Source organism: Mycobacterium sp. 852014-52144_SCH5372336, from assembly GCF_001665615.1.
GTDB lineage: Bacteria > Actinomycetota > Actinomycetes > Mycobacteriales > Mycobacteriaceae > Mycobacterium > Mycobacterium neumannii_A.
The window spans coordinates 45,044-59,228 of sequence record NZ_LZSW01000010.1 but is presented as its reverse complement, the minus strand read 5'-3'; the positions used below and the strand labels follow the sequence as shown (position 1 = coordinate 59,228).

General features: G+C 68.6%; 13 protein-coding genes. 8 read left to right on the top strand and 5 right to left on the bottom strand.

Annotated features, from left to right (window positions below):
- Positions 1-16 precede the first annotated feature (16 nt).
- Positions 17-1,948: an asparagine synthase (glutamine-hydrolyzing) gene (gene asnB, locus A5759_RS01685; RefSeq protein WP_064394024.1), complete on the top strand. Its 1,932-nt coding sequence runs from the start codon at positions 17-19 to the stop codon at positions 1,946-1,948.
- A gap of 16 nt (positions 1,949-1,964) precedes the next feature.
- On the opposite strand, the gene A5759_RS01680 is transcribed toward asnB, so the two are convergent.
- A complete protein-coding gene (locus A5759_RS01680) occupies positions 1,965-2,939 on the bottom strand; it encodes a carbohydrate kinase family protein (protein ID WP_064427964.1) in 975 nt (324 codons plus the stop codon).
- A 119-nt stretch (positions 2,940-3,058) separates the two neighbouring features.
- Here A5759_RS01680 and A5759_RS01675 point away from each other — a divergent pair, with 119 nt between their 5' ends.
- Positions 3,059-3,691, top strand: coding sequence for a hypothetical protein (locus A5759_RS01675; RefSeq protein ID WP_064394025.1), 633 nt, complete (start codon positions 3,059-3,061; stop codon positions 3,689-3,691).
- 16 nt (positions 3,692-3,707) lie between these two features.
- Here the strand turns inward: A5759_RS01675 and A5759_RS01670 are convergent, their stop codons facing one another.
- Positions 3,708-4,082, bottom strand: a complete 375-nt coding sequence (locus tag A5759_RS01670; RefSeq protein WP_064394026.1) for an iron-sulfur cluster assembly accessory protein — start codon at positions 4,080-4,082, stop codon at positions 3,708-3,710.
- Between the two features lie 194 nt (positions 4,083-4,276).
- On the opposite strand from A5759_RS01670, the gene A5759_RS01665 reads away from it, so the two are divergent.
- Genes A5759_RS01665 through A5759_RS01650 form a run of 4 tightly spaced genes read left to right on the top strand, consistent with a single transcriptional unit; the run spans position 4,277 to position 7,217 of the window.
- Positions 4,277-4,903: a DUF3043 domain-containing protein gene (locus A5759_RS01665; protein ID WP_369816153.1), complete on the top strand. Its 627-nt coding sequence runs from the start codon at positions 4,277-4,279 to the stop codon at positions 4,901-4,903.
- Positions 4,904-4,908: 5 nt separating this feature from the next.
- Complete coding sequence (locus A5759_RS01660) at positions 4,909-5,439, top strand: bifunctional adenosylcobinamide kinase/adenosylcobinamide-phosphate guanylyltransferase (protein ID WP_064427915.1); 531 nt, start codon at positions 4,909-4,911, stop codon at positions 5,437-5,439.
- The gene (gene cobT, locus A5759_RS01655) at positions 5,436-6,491 is read left to right on the top strand and encodes a nicotinate-nucleotide--dimethylbenzimidazole phosphoribosyltransferase (protein WP_064418328.1); all 1,056 of its coding nucleotides are present in this window, start codon (positions 5,436-5,438) and stop codon (positions 6,489-6,491) included. The genes A5759_RS01660 and cobT overlap by 4 nt, the downstream gene beginning before the upstream one ends.
- 3 nt (positions 6,492-6,494) lie before the next feature.
- The gene (locus tag A5759_RS01650; RefSeq protein WP_068193076.1) at positions 6,495-7,217 is read left to right on the top strand and encodes an adenosylcobinamide-GDP ribazoletransferase; all 723 of its coding nucleotides are present in this window, start codon (positions 6,495-6,497) and stop codon (positions 7,215-7,217) included.
- 20 nt (positions 7,218-7,237) lie between these two features.
- On the opposite strand, the gene A5759_RS01645 is transcribed toward A5759_RS01650, so the two are convergent.
- Together A5759_RS01645 and gcvT are read right to left on the bottom strand one after the other, a co-directional pair.
- A complete protein-coding gene (locus A5759_RS01645; protein WP_068193073.1) occupies positions 7,238-8,356 on the bottom strand; it encodes a branched-chain amino acid aminotransferase in 1,119 nt (372 codons plus the stop codon).
- Positions 8,357-8,378: 22 nt separating this feature from the next.
- A complete protein-coding gene (gcvT, locus tag A5759_RS01640) occupies positions 8,379-9,473 on the bottom strand; it encodes a glycine cleavage system aminomethyltransferase GcvT (protein WP_068193173.1) in 1,095 nt (364 codons plus the stop codon).
- A gap of 60 nt (positions 9,474-9,533) precedes the next feature.
- Here gcvT and A5759_RS01635 point away from each other — a divergent pair, with 60 nt between their 5' ends.
- Both A5759_RS01635 and A5759_RS01630 read left to right on the top strand, forming a co-directional pair.
- A complete protein-coding gene (locus A5759_RS01635; RefSeq protein ID WP_064425741.1) occupies positions 9,534-10,619 on the top strand; it encodes an adenylate/guanylate cyclase domain-containing protein in 1,086 nt (361 codons plus the stop codon).
- Positions 10,620-10,636: 17 nt separating this feature from the next.
- Positions 10,637-12,157 carry a leucyl aminopeptidase gene (locus A5759_RS01630; RefSeq protein WP_068193171.1) on the top strand — a complete coding sequence of 507 codons (1,521 nt, stop codon included), beginning with the start codon at positions 10,637-10,639 and terminating at the stop codon, positions 12,155-12,157.
- A 169-nt stretch (positions 12,158-12,326) separates the two neighbouring features.
- On the opposite strand, the gene A5759_RS01625 is transcribed toward A5759_RS01630, so the two are convergent.
- Positions 12,327-14,093: an SDR family oxidoreductase gene (locus tag A5759_RS01625; RefSeq protein WP_068193070.1), complete on the bottom strand. Its 1,767-nt coding sequence runs from the start codon at positions 14,091-14,093 to the stop codon at positions 12,327-12,329.
- Positions 14,094-14,185 lie beyond the last annotated feature (92 nt).

Below are 14,185 nucleotides of genomic sequence, written 5' to 3'. Positions count from 1 at the left end.
TAGGCATACTGGCGCCGTGTGCGGACTGCTGGCCCTCGTATGTGACCCGTCCGCTGACGTCTCCCCCGCGCTGATCGACGCGGTGTCCGGTGCATCCCACCTGATGCGTCATCGCGGCCCCGACGAGCCCGGGACCTGGTCCGACGACCGGGTCGTGCTCGGGTTCAACCGGTTGTCGATCATCGACATCGCCCACAGCCACCAACCCCTGCGGTGGGGACCGCCGGACACGCCCGACCGCTATGTGCTCGTGTTCAACGGCGAGATCTACAACTACCTCGAGCTACGCGAGGAACTGTCGGCCCGGCACGGCGTGACGTTCAACACCGACGGTGACGGCGAGACGATCATCGCGGCCTACCACCACTGGGGCACCGACGCGCTGACCCGACTGCGCGGCATGTTCGCCTTCGCGTTGTGGGACACCGTCGGCGGTGAGCTGTTCTGCGCCCGCGACCCGTTCGGCATCAAGCCGCTCTATCTCGCCACTGGCCCCGGCGGCACGGCGGTGGGCAGCGAGAAGAAGTGCCTGCTCGAGCTCGCCGACGAACTGGGCCTCGACCTCGACATCGATCAGCGCGCCGTTCAGCACTACACGGTGCTGCAGTACGTGCCCGAACCCGAGACGCTGCAGGTCGGGATCCGGCGGCTGGAGTCGGGTAGCTACGGGCGCGTGCGGCCGGGCGGCGAACTCGAGGTGACCCGCTACTTCCACCCGCGGTTCACCGCTGTGCCGTTCATACAGGGCCGCGAGCAGGAGCGCTACGACGAGATCACCGCGGTGCTCGAGGATTCGGTGGCCAAGCACATGCGCGCCGACGTGACCGTGGGCGCGTTCCTGTCCGGCGGCATCGACTCGACGGCGATCGCCGCGCTGGCCATGCGTCACAACCCGCGGTTGATCACGTTCACCACCGGATTCGAGCGGGAAGGCTTCTCCGAGGTCGACGTCGCGGTCGCCTCGGCAGAGGCGATCGGCGCCAGACATGTGGCCAAGGTCGTCAGCCAGTCCGAGTTCGTCGACGCGCTGCCCGAAATCGTCTGGTATCTCGACGAACCCGTGGCCGACCCGGCGCTGGTTCCGTTGTTCTTCATCGCCCGCGAAGCCCGCAAACACGTCAAGGTGGTGCTCTCCGGCGAGGGCGCCGATGAGTTGTTCGGCGGCTACACCATCTACCGGGAACCATTGTCGCTGAAGCCCTTCGAATACCTGCCGCGGCCGCTGCGACGGTCGCTGGGGCGGGCGTCGCGACCGCTGCCCGAGGGGATGCGGGGCAAGAGCCTGCTGCACCGCGGTTCGCTCACGCTCGAGGAGCGCTACTACGGCAATGCGCGCAGCTTCTCCGACGAGCAACTGCGCGCGGTGCTTCCCGGCTTCCGCCAGGAGTGGACGCACACCGACGTGACCGCACCGGTGTACGCCGCGTCGCAGGGGTGGGACCCGGTCGCGCGCATGCAGCACGTCGACCTGTTCACCTGGTTGCGAGGCGACATCCTCGTCAAGGCGGACAAGATGACCATGGCGAACTCGCTCGAACTGCGGGTGCCCTTCCTGGACCCCGAGGTTTTCGCGGTCGCTTCCCGCCTGCCGTATGACCAGAAGATCACCAGGGCGACAACGAAGTTCGCATTACGGCGGGCGTTGGAGCCGATCGTTCCCGAGCACGTGCTCAACCGGCCCAAGCTGGGCTTCCCCGTCCCGATCCGGCACTGGCTGCGGGCCGGCGAGCTGCAGGACTGGGCGTACTCGATGGTCAGCTCGTCACAGGCCGGCGATCTGGTCGACCTCGCGACCGTTCGCACCATGCTCGACGAACACCGTGACGGCACAAGCGATCACAGCCGCCGGCTGTGGACCGTGCTGATCTTCATGCTGTGGCACGCGATCTTCGTCGAGCACAGCATCACCCCGCAGATCGGCGAGCCGACCTACCCGGTGCAGCTCTAGCTACTAGAGCGCCTCCCTATTTGAGAGCCGAGGCGATCTCTTTGGCCGCTTCGTCGCCGTAGGCGCCGCTGAGCCGCTGGATCGCCTCGTCGCGGTCCCAGCTCCATTCCTGCGGCCCGGGCGCCTCGAACACGAGCACGGCCACCAGGGAGGCGAGCTGCGCCGAACGCTCCAGGTTCAGCCCGGCACTGCGACCGGTCAGGAAGCCGGCACGGAACGCATCTCCGATACCGGTCGGATCGGCCTGGTGCTTCTCGGGCACCACCCCGACGTGGATGAAAGTGCCGTCCGAACTGACCAGGTCCACGCCCTTGGGGCCGAGGGTGGTGACGCGAATCCCGATCTGGCTCATCACCTGCGCCTCGCTCCAGCCTGACTTCTGCAGCAGCAGGTCCCACTCGTAGTCGTTGGTGAACAGGTACGTGGCGCCGTCGATCAGCCTGCGGATCTCCTCACCGGAGAGCCGCGCCAGCTGCTGGGAGGGGTCGGCGGCGAAGGGCAGGCCGAGTTTGCGGCACTCCTCGGTGTGCAGAAACATCGCGTCGGGGTCGTTGGCGCCGATGATCACCAGCTCGGGCTGCCCGATCCGCTTCGTCAGATCGGCCAGCGAGATGTTGCGCGCCTCCGACATCGCACCCGGATAGAACGACGCGATCTGCGCCATGGCGTCGTCGGTGGTGCAGACGAACCGGGCGGTGTAGGCGGTCTCGGAGACCAGCACGCACTCGGTGTCGACGCCGACGGCCTCCAGCCAGCTGCGGTAGTCGTCGAAGTCGCGCCCGACGGCGCCCACGAGTGCGACGTCACCGCCGAGCACACCGATCGCGAAGGCCATGTTGCCCGCCACGCCGCCGCGGTGCACGACGAGGTCGTCGACCAGGAAGCTGAGCGAGACTTTCTGCAGGTGTTCGGGGAGCAGCTGTTCGGAGAACTTCCCGGGGAACCGCATCAGATGGTCGGTTGCAATCGATCCGGTCACCGCGATTGTCACGAACTGCACCCTTCATTTATTAAGTCGCCTAGGTATTCTAGTGCGCTAACCTGCGTACAAAAGTCCGCCAGCAACTGTAGACAGGCGCATTCCGACCCACATCTCGGGGGAGCAAATCTATGACCGGCCCGTACCCGCCCGAATACGGCGCTGGACCGACCGGCCCGCAAATGTATCCGCAATCACTTCCGTATCCGGAAAATGTGCCGTCGGCGTATCCGGGCATGCTGCCGCCGCCGGTGCCGTACCGGAAGAAGAAGCGCTGGCCGATCGTCCTGGCAGCGGTGGTCGTGGTCGCGTTGGTCGCAGCGGTCGTGGCGGTCATCGCCATGGCGGGCGGGGACGAGGACCCGGCCAGTTCGAACGCGCTGAGCGAATCCTCGGCAACGGCGGCCATCCAGGACTACCTGGATGCGCTGACCAATGGCGACGACGAGACCGTCGCCCGCCACACCCTGTGTGGGCTGTTCGATGCGGTGAAGGAGAAGCGCTCGGATCTGGCGCTGGCGCGCCTGTCGGGTGACGCGTTCCGCAAGCAGTACAGGCAGGCCGAGGTGATATCGATCGACAAGATCGTCCAGCCCTCGCCCCATCAGGCGCAGGTGCTGTTCACCATGCGGGTGACGCCGGCGGGCGGATCGCGCCGAGGGCAGAACGACACCCGCGAACAGCAGGCCGTCGCTCAGCTGTTGGCCCAAGACAACGAAATCCTGGTGTGTTCTTACCTGCCACGCACGTCAGGTCAGTACTGACCGACTGGGTCGGAAATCAGTTGAACGAGTCGCCGCAGGCGCACGAGCCGGTGGCGTTGGGGTTGTCGATCGTGAATCCCTGCTTCTCGATCGTGTCGACGAAGTCGATGATCGCGCCCTGCACATACGGTGCGCTCATCCGGTCCACCGTCAGGTTCACGCCGCCGAACTCCACGGACAGGTCACCGTCGAGCGACCGGTCGTCGAAGAACAGGTTGTAGCGCAGTCCGGCACACCCACCCGGCTGCACGGCGATGCGCAGGGCGAGGTCGTCGCGGCCCTCCTGGTCCAGCAACGCCTTGGCCTTCGCGGCAGCGGCGTCGGTCAGGGTCACGCCGTGGGCGGCGGTCGCCGTCCCTGGGGTTCCTGCCGACTCTTCCTGAACTGTCATTACGTCTCCTGTAGGCCTCATTGTCGTGGCGCGTACAAATCAACGGTACCTCGTCTCGACGCTATTCCCGAGTTTGTCCCCAGGCCTCCTCCCCTGGCAGTACCGCTCCTCGCGACGGAAGTAACCTGGCAGGCGTGAAGCTGCTGGGCCGCAAGAAAGACGACAAGCCGACCGCCGACGCGTCGAGCGCCGATGTGTCGGAGAACACCGGCGCCGAAGCGCAGGAAACCGCCCGGCCTGCAGGCACCACCCCACCGAAAGGCAGGCCGACCCCCAAGCGCGATCAGGCGGCCCGCAAGCGCGGTCCGGTGGCACCCGCCCCGATGACGGCCGCCGAAGCGCGTCGCCGCCGCAAAGAGATGCGCAACACGATGAGCCGTGAGGAGCGCCGCGAGGAGAAGGCGGCGCGCCGCGAGCAGATGACCGAGCGCCGCGAGAAGATGATGGCCGGCGAAGAGGCCTACCTGCTCCCCCGGGACAAGGGACCGGTGCGCCGCTATGTCCGCGACGTGGTGGACGCTCGGCGCAATGTGCTCGGGCTGTTCATGCCGTCGGCCCTTGGCCTGATCTTCGTGATGCTCGCGGTGCCCTCGGTCGAGGTGCAGCGCCTGCTCTCCCCCGCGATGCTCGTGCTGGTGCTGATCATGGTGATCGACGGCTTCATCCTCGGCCGTCGGGTCAACCGGCTGGTCGACGAGAAGTTCCCGAACAACACCGAAGGCGGCTGGAAGCTCGGTTTCTACGCGGCCAGCCGCGCCTCGCAGCTGCGTCGCATGCGCGCACCGCGCCCGCAGGTGAACCGCGGCGACAAGGTCACCTGAGCCCGGTGCGCACCCTGGTGCTCGGCGGCATCCGATCGGGTAAGTCGCAATGGGCTGAAGCCGCGCTCGCCGGCGAGGCGACCGACGCGCAACCGGTGTGCTACCTGGCCACCGGACCTTCGTCCACCGACGATCCCGAGTGGGCGGCCCGATTGGCGGCCCACCGATCGCGCCGTCAGGCTCGGTGGTCCACCGTCGAAACCACAGACGTCGCAACGCAATTACGCGCGCACCCCTCCGCAACACTGGTCGATGACATCGGTACATGGCTGGCAGCGGCGATGGACCGCTCGGGTGCATGGACCGGCGGCTCGATCGCCGCGGACGTCGACGACCTGCTCGACGCGGTCGACGGCTTCCCCGCTCCGCTGGCGGTGGTGAGCCCCGAGGTGGGGCTGACCGTCGTGCCGGCGACGGCGGCCGGTCGCCGTTTCGCCGACGAGCTGGGATCGCTCAACCAACGGCTCGCGACGGTCTGCGATCGGGTCGTGCTCGTCATCGCCGGGCAGCCACTGGCCGTGAAGGACCCGGTGTGACGGACTTTCCGGCGGTCCAGCCACCCGACGCCGAGGTCGCCGCCGCCGCCCGTGCGCGCCAAGGCCAACTGGCCAAACCTGCAGGCTCCCTGGGCCGCCTCGAAGACCTCGCGGTCTGGATCGCGTCATGTCAGGGGGTATGCCCGCCGCGGCCGCTTGAGCGCCCCCGCGTTGTGGTGTTCGCCGGGGACCACGGCGTCGCCTCGGCGGGAGTTTCGGCCTACCCGTCGGGCGTCACCGCGCAGATGGTCGCCACCTTCGACGCCGGCGGCGCGGCGATCAACGTGCTGGCCGAGGCCGCAGGCGCGACCGTGCGGGTCGTCGACATCGCGGTCGACACCGAAGAACCGCACTCGCCGTCGATCGGTGCGCACAAGGTACGCCGGGGCAGCGGCGACATCACGGTCGAGGACGCGTTGAGCGCCGACGAGGTCACCGCCGCGCTCGAGGCCGGCCGCCGCGTCGTCGACGACGAGGTCGATTCGGGTGCCGACCTGCTTATCGCGGGCGATATGGGCATCGGAAACACAACCCCGGCAACGACTTTGATCGCGGCGCTCACCGACACCGAGCCGGTCGTGCTGGTCGGGCGAGGCACCGGGGTCGACGACGCGGGCTGGGCACGCAAGGCCGCCGCCGTCCGTGACGCGCTGTACCGCTGCCGCAACAGCCTTACCGATCCCGTTGCGCTGCTGCGTATCTGCGCCGGCGCCGATCTCGCTGCGATCGCCGGATTCTGTGCGCAGGCGGCCGTGCGGCGGACGCCGGTGCTGCTCGACGGCCTGGTGGTGACGGCGGCCGCACTGCTGGCCGAACGCCTGGCACCCGGCGCCCGCCAGTGGTGGCAGGCCGGGCATCTGTCCACCGAACCCGCCCACGAGGTGGCGCTGAACCGGCTGGGACTCGAGCCGATCGTCGACATGCGCATGCGTCTCGGCGAGGGCACCGGGGCCGCGGTGGCACTCCCCGTCGTGCGCGCGGCGGTGGCCACGCTGACGTCGATGGCGACGTTCGACGAAGCCGGCGTCACCCAGGTTACCCAGGAGAACTAACCGGTGATCCGTTCGCTTGCAGGGGCTTTCGCGTTCGGCACCGTCGTACCGGTACGGAGTTCGGTCGCGATCGGTCGCGGTGCGTTGACGGCGTTGCCGGTGGCCGGCGCGGCAGTCGGCGGGCTGGCGGCGGCCACGGTGTGGGCGGCGTCGTGGGCGTTCGGGCCTGGAGCCCTGGCCGGTGTGCTGGCGGTGGCCGTCGTCGTGGCCGCGACGCGTGCCCTGCACATCGACGGGCTCGCCGACACCGCCGACGGTTTGGGCTGTTACGGCCCGCGGCAGCGCGCCCTCGAGGTGATGCGGGACGGCTCGGCGGGCCCGTTCGGCGTTGCCGCGGTGGTCTTGGTGATCCTGTCGCAGGCCTTCACGTTCGGCGGCCTGACCGCCGTCGGGCTGGTGGTGGCTGTCATGGCGGGGCGGGTGGCGGCGGTGCTGGCGTGCCGTCGAGGCGTGCCCGCCGCGGCGGGAAGTGCGCTGGGCGCTCGCGTCGCGGGCACGCAATCGGCGTTGGTGGTCGTCGCGTGGACGGGCGCCGTCGCCGGGTTGGCCGCGCTCGCGGGTCCCCGGCTCTGGCAGGGGCCACTGGCCGTAGTCGTCGGGCTCGCGTGCGGCGCGGTGCTCGTGGCGCACTGCGTGCGGCGCTTCGGCGGCATCACCGGCGACGTGCTCGGCGCCGCGATCGAGGTGACGACCGTGATCACGGCGTTGGGGCTGGCGATCCGCTGAAGCCGCCGGAGTGGCCCGGCTCAGCCGAGCCGGGCCATCCAGCCGTGCGTATCGGCGAAGGTGCCGCGTTGGATCCCGGTCAACGTGTCACGCAGCGCCATCGTGATCTCCCCCGGCCCGCCGTCGGCGATGGTGAACTCGCCCTCGGCGTGCTTGACGGTGCCGACGGGGGTGATGACCGCGGCGGTCCCGCACGCGAACACCTCGGTGATCTCGCCCGCGGCCGCCTTCTTCTGCCACTCGTCGACGTCGATCTTGCGTTCCTCGACCGCAAAGCCAGCGTCGGATGCCAACTGCAGCAACGAATCCCGCGTGACACCGGGCAGGATCGAACCGCTCAGCTCGGGGGTGACCAGCCGTGCCGACCCGCCGCTGCCGAAGACGAAGAACAGGTTCATCCCGCCCATCTCCTCGACATAGCGGCGTTCGGCGGCATCCAACCACACCACCTGGTCGCAGTCGTTGTCCGCGGCCTGGGCCTGGGCCAGCAGCGAAGCCGCGTAGTTGCCGCCGAACTTGGCGGCGCCGGTACCGCCCGGGCAGGCCCGCACGTATTCGGTGGACAGCCACACGGAGACCGGTTTGATGCCGCCCGTGAAGTAGGCGCCGGCGGGCGAGGCGATGACCATGTAGCGGTATTCGGTCGCCGGCCGCACACCGAGTCCTGGCTCGGTGGCGAATACGAAGGGCCGCAGATACAGCGACTCTTCACCACCGGCGCGTGGGACCCATTGCTCGTCGACCGCGATGAGCTGGCGCAGCGACTCGATGAAGACGTCGTCGGGCAGTTCGGGAATGGCGAGCCGACGCGCCGACGTCCGCAGCCTGCGCGCGTTGGCCTCGGGTCGGAACGACACGACCGAGCCGTCCGCCCAGCGGTAGGCCTTGAGCCCCTCGAAGATCTCCTGCGCGTAGTGCAGCACGATCGCCGACGGGTCGAGTTCGATCGGGCCGTAGGGGATCACGCGTGCGTTGTGCCAGCCTTCACCCTCGGTCCCGTCCTTTTTCCAGTCGATCGAGACCATGTGATCGGTGTGGTAGCGGCCGAATCCTGGATCGGCCAGGATCGACGCCCGTACCTCGTCGCTCGCCCGGTTCGCATTGCGCTCAACCGTGAACTCGAGGGGGCCGTCAGTCATGCGCCGATTGTATATCCGGGCGCTACCGGGTTTTTGCCGCGACGAACGGGGGCTTGACCACCTCGCACTCGACCGCGCGGCCGCGGACGTCGACCGCGACGCGGGCTCCGTCGGCGATATCGGCTGCGGTGTCGAGCAACGCCAGCCCGATGCCGACTTTCAATGTGGGAGAGAAGGTTCCCGATGTCGTCACTCCGACGGGCCGATCACCGTCGAGCACGGTGAGATCGGCACGCAACACTCCCCGCCCGACGGCCTTCACACCGCGCAGCAGCCGGGGCGGGCCGGCTTCTTTCTCGGCAAGCAGCGCGTCGCGCCCCCAGAACGCCTCCTTGCGCCACCCGATGGCCCACCCGCAGCGGGCCTGCAGCGGCGAGAAGTCCGGCGACAGTTCGTGGCCGTGCAGCGGGTAACCCATCTCGGTGCGCAGGGTGTCGCGCGCCCCCAGCCCCGCGAGCTCGCCACCGGCGGCGGTGACGGCCTCGAGCAGTGCGTCGAAGACCACGCCCGCGCTGTCCCACGGCGGCAGCAGCTCATAACCGTGTTCGCCGGTGTAGCCGGTGCGGCAGACCCGCAGGGATACGCCGGCGAACACGGCGTCGGCGTAACCCATGTAGTCCATGTCGGTGGGTAAGCCCAACGCGCCGACCGTCTCGGCCGATTTCGGTCCCTGAACCGCAAGCACCGCGTACGACCGGTGTTCGTCGGTGATGGTGAGGCCTGCTGGCGCCCGCTCCCGCAGCGCTTCGACGACCGCGGCGGTGTTGGCGGCGTTGGGCACCAGGAAGATTTCGTCGTCGGAGACGTAGTAGGCGATCAGGTCGTCGATCACCCCGCCGGAGTCGTTGCAGCACAACGTGTATTGCGCCTTGCCGGGGCCGATCCGGCGCAGGTCGTTCGTGAACGCGGAGTTGATGTAATCGGCGGCGCCCGGACCGCGCACCAGCGCCTTGCCCAGATGGCTGACGTCGAACAGCCCGACGGAGGTGCGCGTCGAGTTGTGCTCGCTGATCGTTCCCGCGTACGAAACGGGCATCAGCCAGCCGCCGAACTCGGCGAAGTTCGCTCCGAGTTCGCGGTGGCGGTCTTCCAGCGGGCCCTTGGACACCTCGTTCATCTCACCGTGCGTCACGCCGATCCACCCTAATGGGGCCGCGAAGTTGGCACACTTGTGCAGGTGGTCGACCTCGACGCGCTGCAAGCCGCCGGGATCGCCGACGCCCATGCGCGGGCCGGGCTGATCGCCTACCTCGACTCGCTGGGCTTTTCCGCCGAGGAGATGGTCGAGGCCGAACGCCGCGGCCGGCTCTTCGGTCTGGCCGGCGACGTCCTGCAGTGGTCGGGGCCTCCCACCTACACCCTGCGGGCGGCCGCCGAACAACTCGGCGTCGACCTCGCCGACCTCGCCCACGCCTGGCAGGCGCTCGGTCTGCGCGTCGCCGGCCCCGACGTGCCCGCGCTGAGCCGCGCCGACGTCGACGCGCTGGCGTCGTGGCGGACGATCAGCGCGGTGACCGGCTCCGACGCCGCGCTCAACTTCCTCCGGATCATCGGTGCGACGATGGCGCGCCTCGCCGAGGCCAGCGGAACGATGATCCGGCTCGCGCAGCCCGATCTGTTGATGACGCACACCCACGACGAGCTGACCACCGCGCGCGCCTACCGTTCGGTCGCCGCGCTGGTGCCCGGAATCTCGGCGCTGATGGATGCGGTGTGGCGCCACCACATCACCAGCGCCAGGGCCTACTTCGAGGACGTCATTCACGACGCGTCGGCGATGGTGACCTGCGGCGTCGGGTTCGCCGACCTGTCGGGGTTCACGGTGCTGACCCAGCGGCTGAGCCCGACGGAGCTGTCGGATCTGCTGGTCGAGTTCAGCGGCGCGGTCAGCGACGTGGTGCACGGCGACGGCGGCCGGGTGGTCAAGTTCATCGGCGACGAGGTGATGTGGGTGAACTCCAGCCCGGAGCAGCTGGTCAAGGCCGCGACCGACCTGGTCGAGTATTCCGGGGCGCGCGAGAGCGGCCTGGGGGTTCGTGCCGGCCTGGGGTATGGGCTGGTGCTCTCGATCGGAGGCGACTACTTCGGCACCCCCGTCAACCTGGCAGCCCGACTGGTCAGCGCGGCGGCGCCCGGCCAGATACTCGCCGGGCACGATGTGCGCGATGCGCTGCCCGATCACCCTGCGGTCCAGCTGGAACCCTTGACGCTCAAGGGGTTCGAGGGCCCGGTCACGGCCTACGACCTTCACACCGGCTCCTGAAGCTAGGGTTGGGTTTCGTGAGCCCTGCAACCCCCGGATATCAGACCCCGACCGTCACCGTCAGCACGTCGCTGCCCAAACGCAAAGCCGATGGCTCGGTGCTGGTCGTTCCCGTGGTGAACGGGGACGACGACTCAGAGGTGAAGGTGGTGCCCAACCCGTCCCTCCACGCCGCGGCGGTCGCCGAGATCGAGTCCGCGCTGGCGGCGCTGAACGCCAAGGGCGGCTGCGAGCAGGTCACGCGCGTCGTCGCACCGTCGCTTCCGGTGGGCAGCGTGCTGGCCGTCGGGCTCGGTAAGCGACGGGACGGGTATCCGGCCGATGTCATCCGCCGCGCGGCCGGGGTGGCGGCGCGGTCGCTCAACGGCACCGAGTCGGTGCTGACCACGCTGTCGGGCGTGGACCTCGCGGCGGCGGTCGAGGGCCTGATTCTGGGCGCATACCGGTTCAGCGACTTCCGCAGCGACAAGACCGCACCCAAAGACGCCGGCCTTCGCGAGATCACCGCGCTGACCTCGGACAGCAAGTCGGCCACCAAGGAGGCCGCACAACGTGCGGCGGACATCGCGACCGCGGTGGCCACTGCCCGCGATTTCGTCAACACTCCCCCCAGCCACCTGTTTCCCGACGAGTTCGCCCGGCGCGCAAAGGCGTTGGGCGAGGCGGCCGGACTATCGGTCGAGGTCCTCGACGAGAAGGCGCTGGAGAAGGCCGGTTACGGCGGCATCATCGGCGTCGGTAAGGGTTCGTCGCGGCCACCGAGGCTGGTGCGGCTGTCCCACAAGGGCGCCAAGCGTAAAGGCAAACGTGTCGCGTTGGTCGGCAAGGGAATCACGTTCGATACCGGCGGCATCTCGATCAAGCCCGCGGCGAACATGCACCACATGACCTCCGACATGGGCGGTGCGGCGGCCGTCATCGCCACGGTGGTGCTGGCGGCCAAGCAGAAGCTGCCGATCGACGTGATCGCCACGGTGCCGATGGCCGAGAACATGCCGTCGGCGACCGCGCAGCGTCCCGGTGACGTGTTGACGCAGTACGGCGGCATCACGGTCGAGGTGCTCAACACCGACGCCGAAGGCAGGCTGATCCTGGCCGACGCGATCGTGCGCGCGGGTGAGGACAAGCCGGACTATCTGATCGAGACTTCGACGCTGACCGGCGCCCAGACCGTCGCCCTCGGCGCCCGGACGCCGGGCGTCATGGGCAGCGACGAGTTTCGCGACCGGGTGGCCGCTATTTCGCAGTCGGTCGGCGAGAACGCCTGGGCGATGCCATTGCCCGAGGAACTCAAGGACGATCTGAAGTCCACGGTCGCCGACCTCGCCAACGTCAGCGGTTCGCGCTATGCCGGCATGCTCGTGGCGGGCACTTATCTGCGCGAGTTCGTGCCGGACGGTGTGCAGTGGGCCCACATCGACATCGCGGGCCCGGCGTACAACACCGGAGGGCCGTGGGGCTACACGGGTAAGGGCGGCACGGGTGTGCCGACGCGGACGATGTTCGCGGTCCTGGAGGACATAGCCGCGGGCGGCTGATAAGACAGAAGCCGCGAGCGGCTGATCAAGAAGTAGCCGCGAGCGGCTAATTTCTCCGTGAGACCGACGAAATGGCGGCTTTTCGGCGCGAAAATCCGCCAGAACGTCGGTCTCGGCGCTCGTCGGTCTCGGGGCCGATCGGTCTCGGCGCTCGTGGGTCTCGGGGCCGCTAGACGACCTTGCCGCGCGCGGCGCTGCGCATCACCTGCGGAAGCAGGTGTGCGACGCCGTAGACGATGTGGGCCTCCGGGGCGACGGGGCGGATGGGCTTGTTCTTCTTGACCGCCGACACGATCGCGTTGGCGACCTTGTCCGGACCGTACCGCCGCCGGGAGAACGCCTTCTCGAGCTGCGCGCGACGGGCTTCGGCCTGCTCCCGCTTGGCGGCGGGTATGTCGAACCGGGTGGTGTGCACGATGTTGGTGTCGATGACGCCGGGGCACACCGTGGTCAGCCCGACACCCGCCTGGTCCAGTTCGGCGCGCAGGCAATCGCCGAACATGAAGACCGCGGCCTTACTCGTGGCATAGGCGTTCATCGACTGCTGCGGTGAGTACGCCGCCATCGAGGAGATGTTGACGACGTGCCCGCCAAGTCCGCGGTCAACCATCCTGCGCCCAAAGGCCCTGCAGCAGTTGACGACTCCGCCGAAGTTGATGGCCAGCACGCGGTCGTACTCCTCGCGCGGGGTGTCGAAGAACATGCCCGCGTGCCCGACGCCTGCGTTGTTGACCACGACGTCGGGTACCCCGTGTTCTGCGCACACCTTTTCGGCGAACCGCTCGACGGACTCTGCGTCCGACACGTCCACGGTGTAGGCGTGCGCGATTCCGCCGCGCGCGGCGACGTGGGCCGCGGTCTCCTTCGCGGTGCCCTCGTCAATATCGCTGACCACGATTTCAGCGCCCTCGCGGGCGAATGCCAGCGCCGTCGCACGGCCGATGCCGCTACCAGCGCCTGTGACGGAAACCAGTGTGTGGCTGAAGTATTCGCGCGGGTTGCCGACCTCCGCGCGCAGGAGTTCACGCGCGGGTGGCTTGCCGCCGAGGAAGTCGACGAGCTGTTCGACCGACAGGGCGATGGCTCGCGGATGCGACATCGGCGACCAGTGCCCGGCGGCAAGGTCGCGCCGCCACAGCCGAGCCACCCATTTCTTCGTGTCGTCGTAGACGTGCGGCCGCACGAACGGGTCTTTGGTGTTGACGATGATCTGCACCGGGACGTCGACGTAGTGATCGCGGCGTCCGGGCTTCATCGACCGCAGATAGTTGGCGCCGTAAACCTTGACGCTCTTCGCGGCGTCGGCCTTGTAGGTCGCGGAATGGTGCAGCTGCTCACGCGGGATGCCGTCGCGCACCAACAGGATCTGGCGCACCAGGTTCGCGACGAAGCCACGCACCGCCAGCGGTGCGAGCACCGGGATCGAGAAGAGGCCCATGTAGGCGAAGGACAGGAACTGGGTCAGGGCACGGACGAATCGGCGCGGACGCCACGGGCGCAACAGGCTGCTGGTGACGAAGGCGTTGAGATGGTCGATGCTGGGACCGGAGATCGAGGTGAACGACGCGACCCGGTCGCCGGCACCGGGGCGGGCCAGGTACTCCCACATGGCCGCCGAGCCCCAATCGTGGGCAAGCACGTGCACCGGCTCGCCGGGGCTCACCGCGGCGACGACCGCGTCGAAGTCATCCGCGTACGCCGACATGCGGTAGGCCGAAACCCGTTTGGGCCCAATCGAGTTCCCGACACCGCGATTGTCATACCGCACGATGCGGAACCGGTCGGACAGCAAGGGCACCACGCCGTCCCACAGCACATGCGAGTCGGGCCACCCGTGCACGAGGACCAGGGTCGGCCCCTGCGGATCACCTTCTTCGTAGACGGCGATTCGCACGTCGTCGGTGCTGTCGACGAACCGCGTAGCGATGTCCCCCATCGCACCTCCCGTGACTTGGCGGAACCGCCGGTACCGTATCAGTGCCTTCCGTTCTCCCCCTACCCTCCGGGTGGAGGCACCCCCACACGCAA

Excerpts from the sequence above, each read along its gene's own strand:
- A5759_RS01675 (WP_064394025.1), top strand. The coding sequence starts at position 3,059 with ATGACCGGCCCGTACCCGCCCGAATACGGCGCTGGACCGACCGGCCCG.
- A5759_RS01670 (WP_064394026.1), bottom strand. The coding sequence starts at position 4,082 with ATGACAGTTCAGGAAGAGTCGGCAGGAACCCCAGGGACGGCGACCGCC.
- A5759_RS01645 (WP_068193073.1), bottom strand. The coding sequence starts at position 8,356 with ATGACTGACGGCCCCCTCGAGTTCACGGTTGAGCGCAATGCGAACCGG.
- gcvT (WP_068193173.1), bottom strand. The coding sequence starts at position 9,473 with ATGAACGAGGTGTCCAAGGGCCCGCTGGAAGACCGCCACCGCGAACTC.
- A5759_RS01625 (WP_068193070.1), bottom strand. The coding sequence starts at position 14,093 with ATGGGGGACATCGCTACGCGGTTCGTCGACAGCACCGACGACGTGCGA.